The 18,723-nt window shown below is 37.4% G+C and carries 16 protein-coding genes; 9 read left to right on the forward strand and 7 right to left on the reverse strand.

What is annotated here, in order from left to right:
- Positions 1–96: 96 nt before the first annotated feature.
- From ppgK to Q4534_RS12560, 4 genes are all read left to right on the forward strand, one after another.
- The gene (ppgK, locus tag Q4534_RS12545; RefSeq protein WP_303613522.1) at positions 97–843 is read left to right on the forward strand and encodes a polyphosphate--glucose phosphotransferase; all 747 of its coding nucleotides are present in this window, start codon (positions 97–99) and stop codon (positions 841–843) included.
- 237 nt (positions 844–1,080) lie between these two features.
- Positions 1,081–1,677 (forward strand): DUF1080 domain-containing protein, encoded by a 597-nt coding sequence (locus tag Q4534_RS12550; protein WP_303613523.1) that lies wholly within the window; start codon positions 1,081–1,083, stop codon positions 1,675–1,677.
- Between the two features lie 170 nt (positions 1,678–1,847).
- On the forward strand, positions 1,848–2,675 hold the full coding sequence (locus Q4534_RS12555; protein ID WP_303613524.1) for a universal stress protein: 828 nt from the start codon (positions 1,848–1,850) through the stop codon (positions 2,673–2,675).
- A 411-nt stretch (positions 2,676–3,086) separates the two neighbouring features.
- Positions 3,087–4,472, forward strand: a complete 1,386-nt coding sequence (locus tag Q4534_RS12560) for a DUF1080 domain-containing protein (protein WP_303613525.1) — start codon at positions 3,087–3,089, stop codon at positions 4,470–4,472.
- A gap of 129 nt (positions 4,473–4,601) precedes the next feature.
- Here Q4534_RS12560 and Q4534_RS12565 read toward each other — a convergent pair whose 3' ends face one another.
- Entirely contained in the window at positions 4,602–5,498 is an 897-nt protein-coding gene (locus Q4534_RS12565) for a sugar phosphate isomerase/epimerase (protein ID WP_303613526.1), read from the reverse strand.
- Positions 5,499–5,738: 240 nt separating this feature from the next.
- Between Q4534_RS12565 and uxaC the strand changes: the two genes are divergently transcribed.
- Entirely contained in the window at positions 5,739–7,169 is a 1,431-nt protein-coding gene (uxaC, locus tag Q4534_RS12570; RefSeq protein ID WP_303613527.1) for a glucuronate isomerase, read from the forward strand.
- A gap of 219 nt (positions 7,170–7,388) precedes the next feature.
- On the opposite strand, the gene fucP is transcribed toward uxaC, so the two are convergent.
- The 4 genes from fucP to Q4534_RS12590 are packed head-to-tail and all read right to left on the reverse strand — an operon-like array spanning position 7,389 to position 11,560.
- Positions 7,389–8,687, reverse strand: coding sequence for an L-fucose:H+ symporter permease (gene fucP, locus Q4534_RS12575; protein ID WP_303613528.1), 1,299 nt, complete (start codon positions 8,685–8,687; stop codon positions 7,389–7,391).
- 24 nt (positions 8,688–8,711) lie between these two features.
- On the reverse strand, positions 8,712–9,746 hold the full coding sequence (locus tag Q4534_RS12580) for an aldo/keto reductase (RefSeq protein WP_303613529.1): 1,035 nt from the start codon (positions 9,744–9,746) through the stop codon (positions 8,712–8,714).
- Between the two features lie 33 nt (positions 9,747–9,779).
- Entirely contained in the window at positions 9,780–10,733 is a 954-nt protein-coding gene (locus tag Q4534_RS12585) for a GNAT family N-acetyltransferase (RefSeq protein WP_303613530.1), read from the reverse strand.
- A gap of 5 nt (positions 10,734–10,738) precedes the next feature.
- Positions 10,739–11,560, reverse strand: coding sequence for a 1-acyl-sn-glycerol-3-phosphate acyltransferase (locus tag Q4534_RS12590; protein WP_303613531.1), 822 nt, complete (start codon positions 11,558–11,560; stop codon positions 10,739–10,741).
- 284 nt (positions 11,561–11,844) lie between these two features.
- Between Q4534_RS12590 and Q4534_RS12595 the strand changes: the two genes are divergently transcribed.
- Positions 11,845–12,681 (forward strand): SDR family NAD(P)-dependent oxidoreductase, encoded by an 837-nt coding sequence (locus Q4534_RS12595; RefSeq protein ID WP_303613532.1) that lies wholly within the window; start codon positions 11,845–11,847, stop codon positions 12,679–12,681.
- Between the two features lie 76 nt (positions 12,682–12,757).
- On the opposite strand, the gene Q4534_RS12600 is transcribed toward Q4534_RS12595, so the two are convergent.
- Positions 12,758–13,588: a DUF4249 family protein gene (locus tag Q4534_RS12600; protein ID WP_303613533.1), complete on the reverse strand. Its 831-nt coding sequence runs from the start codon at positions 13,586–13,588 to the stop codon at positions 12,758–12,760.
- 3 nt (positions 13,589–13,591) lie between these two features.
- Positions 13,592–16,006: a TonB-dependent receptor gene (locus tag Q4534_RS12605; RefSeq protein WP_407933572.1), complete on the reverse strand. Its 2,415-nt coding sequence runs from the start codon at positions 16,004–16,006 to the stop codon at positions 13,592–13,594.
- 441 nt (positions 16,007–16,447) lie between these two features.
- Here Q4534_RS12605 and Q4534_RS12610 point away from each other — a divergent pair, with 441 nt between their 5' ends.
- From Q4534_RS12610 to Q4534_RS12620, 3 genes are read left to right on the forward strand one after another with little or no spacing between them, the layout of a single operon-like run.
- On the forward strand, positions 16,448–17,413 hold the full coding sequence (locus Q4534_RS12610; RefSeq protein WP_303613535.1) for a VWA domain-containing protein: 966 nt from the start codon (positions 16,448–16,450) through the stop codon (positions 17,411–17,413).
- A 23-nt stretch (positions 17,414–17,436) separates the two neighbouring features.
- Entirely contained in the window at positions 17,437–18,090 is a 654-nt protein-coding gene (locus tag Q4534_RS12615) for a hypothetical protein (protein ID WP_303613536.1), read from the forward strand.
- Positions 18,074–18,712 (forward strand): hypothetical protein, encoded by a 639-nt coding sequence (locus Q4534_RS12620; protein WP_303613537.1) that lies wholly within the window; start codon positions 18,074–18,076, stop codon positions 18,710–18,712. The genes Q4534_RS12615 and Q4534_RS12620 overlap by 17 nt, the downstream gene beginning before the upstream one ends.
- The last annotated feature ends 11 nt before the right edge of the window (positions 18,713–18,723 follow it).

Consider the following 18,723-nt stretch of genomic DNA (forward strand, 5'->3'; position numbering starts at 1 on the left):
CTTTTTACGAAGGTATTAGAATTCCATATTTTTTTAGCTAACTTTAATTATCAAAACAAGAAGAATCATATTACAATTAGTTTAAAATTTGACTTAATGGAAATATTAGGATTGGATATTGGTGGCTCTGGGATCAAAGGAGCACCTGTCAACATAGAAACCGGACAACTTACAGCCGAAAGATTCAGAGTCCCAACCCCAATACCTAGCAAACCCGAAAGCATCGCAATTGCCGTAAAAGAAATCGTTGATCACTTCAAATGGACTGGACCTATTGGCTGTGGTTTTCCAACCGTGGTAAACAACGGGAAATGCATGACAAAAAGTAACCTCCACAAAAGCTGGGTAGGTGTTCAAATTGATGAATTAATTTCAGAAAAAGTGAACCTTCCTGTGACAGTAATCAATGACGCAGATGCAGCAGGCTTAGCAGAAATGACTTTTGGTGCAGGCCAAGGTAAAAAAGGTTTAGTGGTCACGGTTACCATTGGAACGGGCTTAGGTACAGGGGTATTTTACAATGGTGTATTGATCCCTAATTTTGAATTGGGAAGAATATATTATAAAACCGGCGAAATTATTGAGTATTTTGCTGCAGATTCTGCCAGAAAAAAAGAAAATCTAAGTTACAGTGAATGGGGCAAGCGCTTTAATAAGTTCCTTAAGCATACAGTAAGAATTATCTCGCCGGATTTATTTATATTAGGTGGTGGAGCGAGCAAAAAAATGGAACGATTTGAAGACGAAATCACCGTAGATGTCCCAGTTATTGTGGCAGAAAATAAAAATGAAGCAGGGATTATTGGCGCTGCTGTTGCCGCCCAACTCAAAGGAAAAGAATGATTTACTGTTTACTTTTCAATAAGTATTCAGTCAAACTACAGAATGATTAGGTAAAATGGCTCCAAATGGACCTTCATTAATATTAATTTAATAATATTTAATAAGTTTTCCTTTCGGCCAGCCTTTACACGAATTACCTTACAATTTTTCTAATATTATTGAATATTAAATGCGCCTCCTTTTGCAAAAAAAGGAAGGTTAAAACAAAAAGTGTCAAAATAAACCAAAACCAAAAAAATGAAAAACTTACTCCCTTTTCTGTTTATTATTTTCCTGATTTCCACCCAAGGAATTGCCCAAGAAACAAAAATGAAATCCATATTTAATGGAAAAAATCTAAAAGGATGGGAGGTAAATCCTGAGGAGAATATTTGGTGGGAAGTTAAAGATGGAAAAATTCACACTGAAAACGATCCTACCAATACCGGTTCAACCTTATGGTCAAAGAAGGAGTATGGCGACTTCATCTTAGAATTAGATTTTTTAATGGGCAAAGGAACAGTCGATTCCGGTATTTTCTTAAGATCAGATAAAGATCAGATACAAATTGGTATCTCCGGATCATTAAAAAGAGACATGACCGGATCTCCATATATTCCCGGAAAATCTTATCCAAAAGAAGCCAATGGCGTCAAAGATCTGCTAAAGCAAGACGATTGGAATACCATGAAGGTAAAAGTAGTTGGACAAAGCTATACGGTATGGCTTAATGGCAAAGAAGTCGTGACTTACCAGTCAGAGAACATGCCGGAAAAAGGTCCTATTGGACTTCAATTGCACCCGGGAAATGATATGAGCATTGATTTTAAGGATATAAAGATAGGCAAGCTATAATACCATAAATTTTTATGGTTTAAAGTAGATAAACCTCAAGTAATGAGGTGATATTTATCATGTTTTGTCTACAAATAATTCATTTACTTTGGGTATACGTTAATCCAGCATTCTATACTGCGGGATTAAACGGCAGCCACAAAATATTTAGGATTTAGAACAAAATAACCATGAAACGTATCATTGTACCTATCGACTTTTCACGCTATTCAGAAAACGCTTTCTATAGCGCTGCAAAAATAGCAAGTAAAGGTGATGCCACTATTACTTGTTTAAATGTCATTCAATCTGATCTGGATTGGGCGAATCTCTCTACATCAGAGAAGATTAAAAACCAAGAAATTTTGGATTTAGAGGCTGAAGCCAAAGATAAATTAAACGTTTTTGTTGCTACTCATAAAATCAAGAATACACCGGTTGAGGCTGTAGTGGAAGTAGGTGTTCCCTATCAAGTACTAGTGGATTTAGCGCAAAAACAAAATGCTGACTTAATCGTTATTGGTGCTTACGGTAAAAACAGGGAACCAGGAAAATTTGTAGGCTCAACTACCCAAAAAGTTTTAAGGAAAGCTCATTGCCCTGTTTTAGCTGTTAAAAATATAGTGGATGGCAGGGCCATGAAAAAACTGGTCTTTGCCTCACTATTTAATGAAATCAGCAAACCGGCATTCATTAGATTAAAGCCTTTTATTAAAAGTATTCGAACGGTTGTTTATTTCCTATTTGTCAATACCCCGGAAAATTTTATAGATACAGGTAAAGCAGAAGAGCGGATGGGGGAATACGCATATGGTCAAGAAGAATTATTGATCCATCGCCATATTTATAACCATGAAGAGGTGGAAAAAGGCATTATCGCCTTTGCCGAAAAAGAAAAAGCGGGAATCATTGCCATCGCTTCTAACCTTCGGAAATCCAATTCAGCTTACCAAATTGGAGTTACAGATACAGTATTATATAAATCTGAGATCCCCGTTTTAAGCGTGAAGTTTGAGTAATTAAAACCTCTAACGCATACTGCTAATGCTTATGAGTGTCATCCATTATTTTCCAGCCAAATTAATTGACCTAAATGTGACAATAGCTTGGTCAATCATATAATAAATTCTTTTGAAGGTGGATAAACAAAAAATAGTTTTATTGAACAGTAGGGCCAACAATGACCAATTTTAAATTATCATTGTTGGCCTCTATTTAAATAAGTATTAATACCATACCCACTGCCCTTCTGTACATTCTTTAATCTCCTATCAAGATTTTGTTAAATCTACTTTTACCTTTAATTTTTATGCTTGCAATCGATTGCCTATAAATTATATTTTTATAAGATATTGTTTATCTTTACATCCCTTTAATACTGTAGATAGTTTTAGGGAAAATTGAAATTTACAATAAAAATAACCTATATCATGAACAAACAAATTTTAAGTTTCTTTGTCTTGTCTATTTTCTTTATGACCTCCTGTGGGCAAAAAACGGCAGAAACGAAAGACGGATGGACAAATTTATTTGATGGAGAAACCTTAAATGGCTGGCATCAGCTGGATGGGGTTGCCGAATTTGAAGTAGTAGACGGAGTAATTGTCGGTACTTCTGTCCCAAACACACCGAACTCTTTTCTGGTTACTGACAAAACTTACGGGGATTTTATTTTAGAATTAGACATCCGAGTGGATGATGAGTCAAGCAACTCAGGAGTAATGGCCAGAGGCCAATACAACCCGGATGCTAATGACGGCGCGGGTAGAGTTTTCGGCTATCAAGTAGAATGTGACCCAAAAGAAAGGGCTTGGTCTGGCGGTGTTTATGACGAAGCCAGAAGAGGTTGGTTATATCCATTGACTTATAACCCTGAAGCAAGAAGTGCTTTTAAATTAGGTGAGTTCAATACTTATAGAATTGAGTTTATTGGAAATACGCTTAAGACCTGGGTGAACGGACAAGAAGTTGCCTATTTGGTAGATGATATGGATGCAACTGGTTTCATTGCTCTGCAAGTTCATGGAATAGGTAAAAACCCTGAAAATGCCGGTAAAAAGACCTACTTTAGAAATATCCGTATTCAAACTGAAAACTTAACACCAAAACCTTTTGAAAATGAAGTATTTGTGGTCAGTACAATAGACAACACATTAACTTCTTACGAAAAAGACAATGGATGGAAACTCCTATTTGACGGTAAAACCAGCAATGGATGGAAAAGTGCCAAAGCAGAAACTTTCCCTGAAAAAGGTTGGACAATCAATGAAGGTGTACTTACCATAGAGTCTTCTGATGGCAGAGAATCAGCAAATGCAGGTGACATTGTTACTGAAGAACAATACAGTGCATTTGATTTGGCTTTTGACTTTAAGATAACAGAAGGTGCTAATAGTGGTGTAAAATATTTTGTTACTTTAAATGAAAATAACACCGGATCTGCAATTGGATTAGAATACCAAATACTTGACGATGAAAGGCATCCGGACGCCAAAAAAGGCAAGGATGGTAACAGAACCTTGGCTTCCCTGTATGACTTAATCAAAGCGGAAAAACAATCCCGATTTGTACGTCCTATAGGCGAATGGAACAAAGGTCGTTTGATTGTTTACCCTGACAACAAGGTAGAGCATTACATCAACGGACTTAAAGTGGTTGAATACACCAGGGGATCTGATGAGTTCAGAGCATTGGTTGCTGAAAGTAAATATGCCAAATGGGATAATTTTGGAGAAGCTGAACAAGGACATATCCTACTTCAAGATCATGGTGATGAAGTTCATTACAAAAACATTAAATTAAAGGAATTGAAATAAAATAATTCCTAATAAAAAAAAGGTAGGCCATTCGGCTTACCTTTTTTTATGCCAATTCCTACCGACAGTAAGATAATTGGCTAATTCTTTATTTGGGTACTGCTAAACTTATTATTTTAAAAATGAATTTCACCCCATGGATTTCCTTACCGCCTTGAGGAAATGTTTCACTTTTTCAAAGGGATCTCCCGGGCCCAATGTTTCAATAGGTAGATAACCATTGTAATCACTCCTGTTGATGATTTTCATCAATCGCTTTAAATCTACAGGTTTTTGTTCACCAAAATGGTTAATGTTTTCTTTGATTTGCCAATTGACAGCATGATAAATATTTTCGCTTATCTCTTCATAAGGGTCTTTTAAAGAATAACTCCCCACATCCAATACCAAACCAAACCATTCTTCATCCACATTTTCCATGATATAATTCACTTGATCGGCAGATTTGATGAAATCATTGTGATTTTGCATGGCTACTATCACTCCATTCTCAGCTCCAAACACAGCACATTCCTGCATTGCTTCAATTACTCCCTCAGCTAACTCCTTCCACTCTGCCCCTTGAACTTTGGCCTTTCCTGCAAAAACACGCAGTACAGGTGCACCCATTTTTGAGGCAGCCACTATCCAGTCTTTTACATGTTTAATTTCTTTTTTCCTTTGGGCTGCATCACCTAAAGTAAAATCATTTCTGACTCCGGTACCACTTATGTCTAAACCTTTATAATGTGCTTTTTTTTTGATGTCATAAAGCAACTTATCATCAGGAACCTCAGGGTAAGCTTTGATATAGTAGGCAGTTAAATCAATGGCAGGTATGGCATTTTCTGCACAAAAATTAAACAAACCATCAAGGGAAAGTGAATTGTCCCGTAAGGATGCATTGAAAGAATAAGCATTTAAACTAAGCTTAAGGTTTTTATTTTTCACCTTTAGAGATCCAGACCTTGGTGCAATACCCAATAATGGTAAAGCTGTCAGCCCTAGCCCTTTTTTCAAAAAACTTCTTCTTGGTTTTTGGCTCATATTTTTTAAGTGAATAAATTATAAAATATTGACAAAATTAATTTTAACATTATTTTTTATCGTTAATACAAACAATAATAGGCTATACAATCGTTTACCCCCTAAGATAACCAACAAAAAAGGAACCTCATGAATATCCTTGCAGTTTTTATTTATGCAATCGATTGGCTAAATCACTCAAAAGTCTGGAATAAGCAAAAATAAATTTTTAATATTACTATTAGATTAAAAGAACAGATAATGCAAAACACAGTAAAACCTTCTAATAACACATTCCTAACTGATGATTTTCTTCTAAAAAATGATTTTTCCAAAAGGTTATATCATGATTATGCGAAGAAAATGCCAATCATTGATTACCATTGTCACCTTTCTCCAAAAGACATCGCTTTGGACCGAAAATTCAACAATATGTCTACGATCTGGTTAGAGGGGGACCATTATAAATGGCGCGCCATGAGAACGCTAGGAGTCGATGAAAAATACATTACAGGAGACTCCAGTGATCAAGAAAAGTTTGAAAATTGGGCAAAAATTGTTCCACAGACAATGAGAAACCCATTGTATCACTGGACCCATCTTGAATTGAAAGGCTATTTTGGAGTAGATAAACTGTTAAATGAAAGTTCAGCCTCAGAAATCTATAACACTACTACAGATCTTCTACAGCAAAAAGAATACAGCACCAGGGGCTTATTGTCCAAAATGAACGTTGAAGTAGTATGTACGACGGATGACCCAATTGACAGCCTGGAATACCATCAAATGGCCAAAGCTGATAATATCGCCATAAAATTACTCCCAACATTTAGACCTGATAAAGCCTATGCAGTCGAAAACCCAAGCGCATACATTTCGTACTTGGAAAAGTTAGCTGATGCTAGCGGACTAGTTATTAATACCTATGAGGACCTTTTGGCTGCTTTAGAAAATCGTGTCGCTTATTTCCATGAAAATGGAGGTAGACTTTCAGACCATGGACTTGAGCAATTGTACTTTTTTGACAATGAAAAATATTCGATAGACACCTTGTTTGCTACCATCAAAAAAGGTGAAGCTCTTCAGCCTGATGAGGTGAAGTATTTTAAATTTAAAACCCTTACAGCGCTTAGCAAGATGTACCATGCCAAAAGCTGGACCCAACAATATCACCTTGGCGCACTCAGGAACACCAATGAAAGAATGCTTAGAATACTGGGGCCTGACACCGGATTCGATTCCATTGGAGATTTTTCACAAAGTGTAGCTTTGGCCAAATTCCTTAACAACTTGGACAGCACAGATCAATTGTCAAAAACCATTTTATACAACCTTAACCCGGCAGACAATGAAGTAATGGCCACCATGGTTGGGAATTTTAATGATGGCTCTATCAAAGGCAAAGTTCAGTTTGGCTCAGGATGGTGGTACCTAGACCAAAAAGATGGCATGGAAAAACAAATCAATACGCTTTCTAATATGGGGATCCTTAGTTGCTTTGTAGGCATGCTTACAGATAGCCGAAGCTTCTTATCCTTCCCACGACATGAGTACTTCAGAAGAATCCTTTGTAACCTAATCGGACAAGATGTAAGCAATGGAGAACTTCCTGCCGATGAGGAGTGGTTGGGACAAATGGTTGAGGATATTTGTTACCGAAACGCCAGAAACTATTTCGGCTTCTATTCATAGTCATCAAGAGATTTATTCGGACAGCATTCAAGCGAATTTAAGCCATAATTCCTCAATACAAAATCGAAGGGGAATTGAATAAATCTTCCGGGACAATAAATTTACCGGCCCAAAGAAGAGCTCCATGCTATTTACTTAGCATGGAGCTTTTTATTAGATGATTTTTTTTTTTGTATAAACATTTAGCGGAACAACATGTCGCTAAAACACCATTAAGCATCAAGCTGCTGCAGTATTCTTACCCGATTCTTGGAAATAATGGGAAAGCCCAAAATACATAACTACCCCAAAGCAAAACATGGGCACGTAATAAGAAAGGCCAATACTGCCACTGATGTCAGAAACCTGACCTTGTACAGCCGTGATCAATGCACCTCCTAAAATGGCCATAATCAACCCTGAACCACCTAGTTTGGTATCATTACCCAAACCTTCAGCAGCCAAACCATAAATGGTTGGAAACATAAGTGACATGCATACGGATATCAAAACCAGTGCAATCACAGCCATCATTCCACTTCCATAAATCACCACAAAACTCAATAGTATGGCTAGAAGTGAAGAGAGCGCCAATAATATTGATGGCTTAAAAAACTTCATCAAAAAGGTGAATATAAAACGACTACCGGCAAAAAGCACCAAAGAAATTAAATAATAATCTGAGGCCCCACTTTCCATCACATCAAGTTCTGCCATTACGTACCTGATGGTAAAGGACCAAACACCTATCTGAGCTCCTACATAAAAGAATTGTGCCATTACCCCTCTCACATAATTCTTATTTTTCAGCAGTCTTCTAAAACCACCAATTACCCCATCTTTTTCTGTTTCTTCAGAGGCTGCAGGCATTTTAACAGCTCGGATTATGAACCATACGACAATCAGAAACAAAGCCACACCGACATAGGTACTTACCACTCCCGCTAGTTCATCTGCCTGTATGGCTTCCAATTCTTCAGGTGCCATATTGGTTCGGTCTATAGCCTCGGCAGTATTAAGCTTAGAAAGAATAAATACTTTACTTAGAAAAACGCCAATTACGGAACCAATGGGATTAAATGACTGTGCCAAATTTAGCCTTTGAGTGGCCGTTTCAGGAGGTCCAATCACCAAAATATAAGGATTGGCTGCAGTTTCCAAAATGGAAAGTCCTCCGGCAAGTACATATAAAGCAAGCAAGAAAAACCCATAAGACATCATCATTCCCGCAGGATAAAATAGCAATGATCCTAAAGCAAAAAGACCTAAACCCAGAAGAATACCGGATTTATAGGAGTATTTTCTTATAAATATGGCTGCCGGCAAAGCCAAGCAAAAGTAGGATCCATAGAAAGCCAACTGAATCCATGAGGTCTGAAAATCAGTCATGCTCATGATTCTCTTAAAGGCGGCCAATAGGGTATCTGTCATATTGTGCGCTACCCCCCACAACATAAACAATCCTGTAAGCAATAGGAAGGGCCAAAAATTCTGCTTTGAAATTAATTCTGCTTTCGCTGGGTTTATAGTTTGACTCATTGGTGATTTAGATTATTTAGATTTTTAAATATTAGGGAAATCCGAAATTAAGGATTTATCTTTTAATTCCTGCCAAAATTCTTCAGGCAATGAAGTTTCGGAGGCAATCAAATTTTTCTTTACCAATTCCGGCTTATTTACACTAAGGGCAATACTTGTCACTCCCGGGATCTTTAAAGAAAATTGAATGCAAGCGTGAAAAGGGTCCACAGCATAGGCTTCACATACCTCAAAAAACTTGTTTCTCCATTGTATTTTTTTATGGTCTTCTACATCACCAGGGTCTAGCCTTTTGTAATCATAAAAATCTTCCCCTGTTAAAAACCCGGATTGAAAAATAGCCGCTAGAATTATCCCAACCCCCTCTTTCCTCAACAAGCCTACAAAATCCAATAATTCAGGGGGATGGTTGATAAGAGAAAGACTATTGGCAATCATTACATAGTCCAGTGGAACACGCTGATAAATTTCTTTGATGATTTTCCAATCTTTTGCTCCAACTCCAACCCCCTTCACTTTGCCCTGTTCTTTCAACTCCTTCATGGCTCTAATCGCTCCTAGGACATCTTCCCATAGTGCCTCCCGCTCTTCCTCAGTATTGGCCTTATCTAAAAATTCATCGGGGTCATGAAGGGAAATGAGCTGTGGTACATAGCCTTGTAAAAGGGCATTATCCTTCTCGAAACACTCAAGAATCCCTTTATAACTAATTTTCTGGACGGCGTCATTTTTTATCCCCTTCCAAATATTAGGCTCAAAAAGGGGTTCTGCTGTGGTAAGAGGAACTCTTGTCCAGCCAAGTTTATTGGTAATAATGACATTTTTCTTGGGTATACCCTCCTCTACTAAAAATTCTCCCAATACTTCCAAAGCCAAGCCTGCACCATATTTTCCGGCAGTATCAAATACCGTAAAAGGGTGTGTTTGTTCAAATGCCTCTTTTAATATTTGCTTCTTTTCTGCTTTTGTATATGATTTGAAGAGGTTCCCTAGAGCACTACTCCCAAAAATGATTGATGGAAACTCTAAACCAGTTTTACCAAATGGCCTTGTATTCATTTCAAACGAGGGTCTAGGACTAGCATTTTATTTTTAGTTTCTTTTCATTCCATAATGCCTGTCTCTGGCAAAAGTCTCCAGGTGTCTGTGCTTTTTTGACTCGTATATATCTGATATGGTAATGAGTATTCCCGTTTCTTCTACCGCACCAAACTCATAATTCATTGCAGTTCCAAAAGTTTTCATTGTCGAAGAGAGATTCATGTACGTATTGATCAATGGAGGAATATTTTCTCCCAAATTTCTCACCTTTGTATTAAGTACTTTATACCCTTCCTTATAAGGCAAACCATCAAAGGTACCCTTAAAATTGCTTTCGTCAGTTTTATAATCCAATGAAGTTATGGGTACAATTAACTTGTCATTGTCCGGGAAATAATGATTCATAAAATAAATTAATAAATCCCTGGCCTCTGCATTATAATGAGGGTACATGGTTACTTTACCAAATAGATATTTGACATCCGGATTGATCATTACAACCGCTCCCAAACCATCCCACAAATTATCCAAAGAAAAAATACCCCTCCTATTGTCTACGCTGGGTTGGTATTTAGGCTGTACGAAAGACCGGCCCAATTCAATGGTGTAAGGAAGGTAATCCTTGATAAAAGCATCCGAAAAATTAAAAAGATGGGCTGTAGAAAGATTCACTGAACCTTCTTCAGTATACCCTGCATCAGAACATTTAATCAACCTATACCCTGCAATGATCTCTTTATCTACAGGATTCCATGCGATCAATTGGTCATAGCATTTTTCGCAAGTATCATTTTCATCTATATCCAAGGGCAATCCAGTACCACCTCCGGCAGCTCGAAATGATATCTCACGTAATCGCCCAATTTCTTTCAATACATTTGGTGCATTATGTTGGTTTACCAAATATATTTCATTTTCCCCATTATTTACATATCTTAAAAATCGATCGGGTGTCAATTCATTTTTTATGGCATCCCTTTCAATCGGGTTGATAATGTCTTGCATAAATCCTACTTGTTCTGGACAATATTGTATACTATTTTTTTAACCTCCTCTGCCCAATATTTATCCGTTTTAGAAGCATCAAAATACTTGTAAGAAATCGGTTTTCCTATATGGACAACAATTTTTTTGTTTTTCTGACCAAACATTTCGTCCGCCAAATAAAACATTTCAACATTGGCCTTTACTCCTAACTTTTTCCTAAGATTGGCCAAATTATAAAAAAAAGATGAATTTCTACCTTCTATATAGATGGGAACAACATCTTTTTTATACTTCTTCGCTTTGTTGATAAAGCTTTTTTTCCATTCCAAATCCTTGATGCCACCCTCCTGCTTTCTTGAAACCAATCCTGCGGGAAAGATAATGACACCATTATCGGAGGCATACGTTGATTCGATAATCTCAACACCTCTTTTACCATGCCCTCCATGTTTATTTACCGGAACGAATAATTTACCAAAATTAGGGATGTTCATCAAGACATCATTAACTAAAAACCTCAGGTCCCTTCTGAATTTACCAAGCACATGCATCAGTACAATACCATCCAGCCCTCCCAATGGATGGTTGGAAGCAAAGATAACATTTCCGGTTATTGGTATATTGGCTTCATTCTTTACTTCTATTTCCATACCGAATTCCTCTATCAAGGCATTAACAAAGGCCAATTCCTCTAGGTCGGCATGCTTTTCCATAATCTCATTGACTTCTGTCTCATGAGCAATTCTTTTGATATAGGAGAGCAAAAACCCGGGAATCCACTTCAACAAACCTGGATTTTTTTTCCCTATTACTTTCTCTATCTCAACGAATTTTTTATTTGTCACTTGAAAATATTTTTAATAAATGGTTCACCATTGCCCTTCACGGCCGGTATTCAACTGATGTACAGACCAGTAAACTTAATATTGGTGAAAGGTTTATTGAATCGGTGCTTTTTTGAATATAAGGTACAACAAAAATACAGAAATTAATTTATCAGTTTCAATTGATTGACCAATCTAACCCTCGATTTTTCTGTCTTGTACTTTTAATTACCATTAAATTATCCTTAATTATAGCTTTAACTTTTCAACTTTTCCAACATCCCAACTTAGCTAAAAAAAAGTCAATGAAAATCGCCATCACAGGAGCCACCTCAGGTATAGGAACAGAAAAAGTTAAAGCTCTAGCCCCGCTATGCGAACAAATGTTTCTACTGGTAAGAAACGAAAAAAAAGCAAGAGACCTGATTCATTCCCTGCCTTCCAATCAGGAAAAAATCAGCGTGATTTATTGTAATCTTTCTGACCTAAGCTCTGTGGCAAAAGCGGCGACTACTTTATCTCAAAAAACCACTCAATTGGATGTTCTTATCAACAATGCGGGTGGTATTTTTCCTGAAAAGTCGATCACTACAGATGGGCACGAACTCACTTTTTGTGTCAATCATCTGGGCCACTTTCTTTTGACATACCTTACGCTACCTCTTTTAACTTCCGGCAAAGGTGGAAAAATCATCAGTGTTAGCTCTGAGGCCCATAAAGCGGCCAATATAATTGAGGAAGATCTAGAACTAAAAAATGATTTTTCTTCCTTTAAGGCGTACGCCAATGTCAAGCTATACAACCTGCTCTTTACAAAATCTCTGGCGGAGAAATTCAGTGACAAAGGAATAGAGGCTTATGCTTTACACCCAGGAGTGGTCAACACCAATTTCGGTAACCAAAGCAAAGGGATATTTAAATTCATCCTTTTCTTGGCAAAACCTTTTATGATTAGTCCTAAAAAAGGAGCGCAAACAGGTATATATCTGGCTACAAACCAATTGGACCAAAGGAGCAATGGTGGGTATTTCAAAAAGAGAAAATTGGCTAAAGCCACAAAGGATGCCTCCTCTAAAAAGCTAAGAAATCTCCTATGGGAATACAGCATAAAGCAGATACAACCATTTTTGGGAAATAAATAAGCATAAAAAAGGTTTTCCTTATTTACAGGAAAAAGCAAGCCCCACTTTTGTAAACAGCTCCACCTCAGCAGAGCAATTATTCCGATGCCTCTATACGTATTGTTTTTGAGATTATTGACCCTGTCATAAAGTATCCTAAAACCTGCTCTTCTCCATCGATTGGCTGAATATTCGATTCAGGATTTTCCGGGGGAGGGCTAAAAAGTCCACCATCATTAAATAATAATGAAACGAATTGATTTAAATAATCATATGCATTTTCATTCAGTCGTATCAATTGCAATTTGACTTTATCGTTTTCTTCAAAAGAAAAGCCATTCAATTCAAAACCATTGTCCAGTACATTGGTCCCAAAGGTATCATCAAAAAGAAAATAATCACCTCTATCATTCAATAGTGTGTCATTTTTAGTGAGGAGCAAGCGGTAAAAATTACCTTCCTCAAAAGGAATTTTACCATAAACTGTCAAATAATACCCTTCGTCGGAGAAAAAGCTTTCCTCCTCATACACATAAGTAATACTGTCTAAAATGGGGGGCTCTTGGGTCAATCCTTCACTTGTATATTCATTTTCATCCATTATTACTTTCAGGGTATAGCTGTGTCCGGGAATTGCTGATTGTTCATTTAATGGGACATAGTACCCCAATTCATTTTCAAAGATAAAATCAACCAATGTTCCGGAAGCATTGTCTATGATGCTAACTGAAGCATAGTCCACTATTTCATTGGCCAAGGTGTCAAAATAATCTCTTGTATAAGAGATCTTGACAAAGTTCTCCGAAGCATCATTTGTCCAAACAGCCTCAATTACCGGTTTCTTTGATACATTACCTAAATCAAGTTGTACCTCCTCCTGACAAGATAAAAGAGAAATTAGGCCTATAATAATTCCAATTTTTTTCATTTTCTAAAAGGTGAAATTGTATGTTACTGAAGGCAATATTCCAAACAAATAGGTCATTACCACTCCGGGTCTCTGAGAGGTGACAGCCATTCCTTCACTAGGATCAAAATTAATATCGTTGTTTTCTATATCCCTAAACTCGTAGGAAAATGGATTTTTCCTGCCATATAGGTTGTATACACTAAAATTCCAACTTCCTTTCCACCATCGCCCTTTATCTTTATTCTTGAGCGTCAATGACAAGTCCATTCTATGATAATCCGGGAAACGGCTGTTGTTCCTATAAGCATCATACAGCGGTATTCTTTGATTATCGACAACATAGGAACCTACCGGAAAGGTAACTGCAACTCCTGTGGTATAAAGGAAAGTTCCAGACAAGGAGAGGCGGTCTGAAAGTTCATGGGTGAGCACCAAACTCACATCATGAGGCCTATCGAAACGAGGATTATAGGGAAGACCTTGATTGATCCCTTCTATTTGTCTGAAAACCCTTGACCAAGTATAACTCAACCACCCTGTGGTTTTACCAATATTTTTCCTTAATAAAAACTCCAGTCCATATGCCCAACCATCACCCGTCAATATCTCTGTCTCTACATTGTCTTTAAACAACACATTGGCATCTTGTTTAAGATCAATAATATTTCTGAAATCACGATAATAACCTTCTAAAGACAGCTCCCACTGGTTGTCATTTAGGTTTTTAAAAACACCTACCGAAACCTGATCGCTCCTTATGGGTTCAATATATTTACCCGCAGGAATCCATCGGTCTATCGGAAGCCCTGCAGAAGAATTAGAGGCTACCTGAATGTATTGTAAATTACGGTTAAAACTTCCTTTTAGCGCCAAATCATCAGAAATAAGATACCTTAAAGCTAACCTTGGCTCAAGGCCTTCATAAAATTTCATCCTTTCTCCAAAACTGTAACTCAATGTATCGGATACCACACCATCTACGGTTGGATCATCTTTTTCATAAAGGTAATTTACACCATCGCCGATTTGTTGGTAAGCAGACCACCTAAGGCCTGCCTCTACACTCAGTTTATCTGTCAGTTCAGCATTGCCGGCGATAAAAAAACTGTTTTGGAACCCAACTCTCGTACTTGATTCAAAAGGCACTAAGTTTTCTGAATCGGTAAATTCCAGATCTACAGGAGCAAAATAATAAAGCTGGCTGTGTAGCCCGAACTTAAGATCAATATTTTCATTGGGGACATAGTTAAAAGTAGCTTTTCCTCCACTTTCTGAAAAATAGTTAGACCAGTCAAACCCATTGTCTTCATCACTGACCGTAATTTTGTATTTATAAAAACTATAATAAGCAGTTACATCCAAAAACATCCGGTCATTGATTTGTCTATCCCACTTGAAAGAATTAACCCAATTGTTCCATCCCAAGCCAAACTGTTCTGATAAACCAAGGAAATCGCTACCGTAGTAAGTTGAGAAAGTGAATTTATTCTTTTCACCGTTGCGCCACATTAATTTGCCACTTAAATCATAGAAGTACAATTGATTTTCTCTTATTGACTCGTTAGATGAAAATCCCAAAAATACGTCTGCATAGGTTCTTCTGGCTGACACGAGAAATGAGGCATCCTCAGAAAACAAAGGGCCATCCAAAGTTATCCTTGAACTGATACTTCCTATTCCTCCTTCACCTCTTAATTTTTGAGTATTACCTTCTTTCAAGGAGATATCTACTAGAGAAGAAGCCCTTCCACCAAAATTGGCTGGAATATTCCCTTTATACAATGTTACATCACTGATAGCATCCGGGTTAAAAACAGAGAAGAAACCAAAAAAATGAGAAGGATTGTAAATTGGTGCGCCATCAATTTGAATTAAATTTTGATCGGAAGAACCTCCTCTGACAAATAAACCGGTAGTTCCTTCTCCCGCGGTATTTACTCCCGGCAGAAGCTGAATACTTCTTAACAAATCCACTTCTCCAAAAAGCGCTGGAATTCTTTTTAATTCAGCACCGGAAATTTCATTTTTTCCAATGGCAGTACTTTTCACGTTGTAGTCTTGTTTGCGCTCAGAAACCACTACTTCAGACAAGTTCATCTCTTCTGGGCTGAGGAAAAATTTCATGGATTTTAACTCAACTTTCTCATTAACAGGCCTGCTTACTGATTCATAACCTAAAAATCTAATGTTCAACACATTGGGAAGCGAATCAATTTCTAGAGAAAAGAAACCATTTTCATCTGTAATCGTTCCCCTAGTAGGCTGGCTAGTCCAGAATACAGTTGCGCCAAGCAAAGGCTCTCCTGAACCATTGTCAAAAACCTGTCCATTTAAATTGCCTTGGCTTTGGCTCATAGATTCATAGGCAGTGAATAAATTTACAGTAATAAAAATAACGAATATTTGCCTTAATGGTAGCGCGTAGAAAAGGTTCATTATATACTGTGAGATTAAAAGAGAATAGTCTAGAAATTGAAAACCTGATGGAAATGTAGTATTGATATTTAACGCATAATAAACTAATAAAATAAACCATGTCTTCACTGTTGTTTAAGCAGGTTACATTTGATTCCAAACAACTTGATTTTGCTTAATTATTCAGCCAATCCCAAAGGTAAGGGGAATACTATTGCAATTAAGATGGGTTTAAGAATCATTGAATTAACGGTATCTCCACAAAATTGTTAAGTTTGTGATCGATTAATTAATGTAATACATGAAATTTTAATTAGTTTATAACAATTCAACCTTAAAACCAGCAAGTAAGGCCTATTGTTTCTACCCGAGCAAAAAAGCCAATGGCATGAAAATTTTGCCAAAAATCAATAATTCATCTTCATTCATTCCGTTTTAAGTTATAATGATTAATTTCAACTTATGATTTGGGCATATCCTGACAATAGTTTAATGATAACACTGATAGCAATATTCGTTTTGCTATACGGTTTATATCTATACCGATTTTGGAAAATCAATCAAAAAATCACTGTTAAGAAGCGGCGGTTGATATGGAAAATGATTTTACGCAGCTTGTATTTTTCCTTATTTCTTATCGCTTTGGCAGGACCTTCCATAGGTAGTGCAATGAAAGAGATTAAACAGGAAGGCAAAGATATTTTCCTCGCCATCGATCTTTCCAGATCTATGAATGCGGAAGACATTAATCCCAGCAGGCTTCAAAGGGTTAAATTTGAATTAAAAAACTTGGTGAAAAACTTCAGCTCCGACAGGTTAGGAATTATTATTTTCTCCTCGGAAGCTTTTATTCAATGTCCCTTAACCTTTGATCAAAATGTGATACAACTGCACTTAGATGGCTTGAATAGCGGATTGGTTCCAAATTCAGGGACTGATATAGCTGCTCCGTTAAAACTCGCTTTTAGTAAGTTTCAGTCGGATGAGAGTCAAGAGCCTAAATCGAAAGCGATTATATTAATAAGTGATGGTGAAGATTTTGGAGAGGGCTTGGAACAGACACTAAATGATCTAAATGCGGACGGCATCAAAGTTTTCAGCATGGGAATAGGCACAGCCAATGGCAGTACAATCCCTCGAGGCAGCGGTGTGGTAATAGACCAATCAACGAATAGACCTGCCATTTCGAAACTAACTTCAGACAATTTAAAAAAGATCGCAACCGATACCGGAGGGGGTTACTTTGAATTAAGCAGTGATCAAAATGACATCCCTCAGTTGATCGATGCAATCTCTAAATTGGAAGGCACCGTTATGGCCAGTAGAACTGTTGAGGCCTCCTCAAACAAGTATTTCTACTTCCTTTTGGCAGCATTATTTCTAGCCATTATAGATGCTATACTACCGGTCAGAACCTTATCATTATAATTTAACAGAAAAAAATCAATACAATGGTTTCCAGATATATACTATGGATTTTACTTTTACTGCCGAGTGACTGGAAAAACATAGCGATTACCAATGAGGCGATCACCACGGCGGCAACTTCGTTTAAAGAGGCAGACTATGAAAATTCAGTGAGACAGCACCTTGCTTTAATTGATGAGCATGGGATGAAGCAACCGGAAATTAAATTCAACCTGGCTTTAAGTTACCAAAACAATGGACAGGAAGAAGATGCAAAGAAAACGTATGAGGAGTTGTCCAATAATACTATTGGTAAAATCTCATCTTTTGCTTCTAATCAGCAAGGGGTAATGCTTGGAAATGAAAAAAAATACAAGGAGGCCTTGGCACTCTTCAAAAAAGCTTTACTAAACGACCCCGGAAATGAAAAAGCACGTTATAATTATGAGCTGTTGAGTAGATGGTTGGACGGAAATGAAGAGAACCAGGAAAACGAAGAAAATCAAGAGCAGGAAGACAAACCCGAACCATCCAATTATGCAAAAAGGATGAAGGCACAGGCTGATGAGCTGGTAGATCGATTTGAGTTTGAAGAGGCTATGAAAACGATGGAAAGTGCCTTGGAGATTGACGAAACAGTAGCTTCCTACCAAAAGTTTATGGATCACTTAAAGGATATCAATGAAATCAATCAATAAATATCAACTAATCGCCCTTTTTGTAATCGCATTGATTCCTTTCATCGGAAAGGCTCAATCTCAAGATGATTACTTTAATAAAGCAGCGAAACAATATGTAAATGATGACATCCAAGGTACCAGTCAATTACTGGCTGAGGGACTTGAAAAATACCCGGAGGATGCCAAGCTAAATGCGCTTTGGGAAAAGCTCAAAAATGATCAAGAGGATCAGGAGAAACAAGATCAAGAAAATCAAGACGAGCAAAACCAAGAGCAACAGGAACAGCAAGAACAAGATCAGCAAGAGCAACAAGACCAAGAAAGTCAGGATCAGGAAAGTGGAGAAGGCGAAGAACAAACCGAGGAAGATGGTGCTGATGAGTCGGATGAGATGGAAGAACAGCGCGGAGAACAAACGGAAGAAAATGAAAATTCTGACGAGCAAAGTGATATGGAAAGTGACCTAAGTGAGCGAGAAAAAGCCATGGAAGAACTAAAGCAAAGACTGGAGCAAATGAATATTACCCCTGAGCAAGCAGCTCAGATTCTGGACGCCATGAACAGCAATGAACTCCGGTATATACAACAAAACAAAAAGAAACCTACTCAACAACCTAAAAGAGGCCTTCCTGATTATTAAAACCACTTAAC

This window comes from Cyclobacterium sp. 1_MG-2023 (genome assembly GCF_030546805.1).
Lineage (GTDB): Bacteria > Bacteroidota > Bacteroidia > Cytophagales > Cyclobacteriaceae > Cyclobacterium.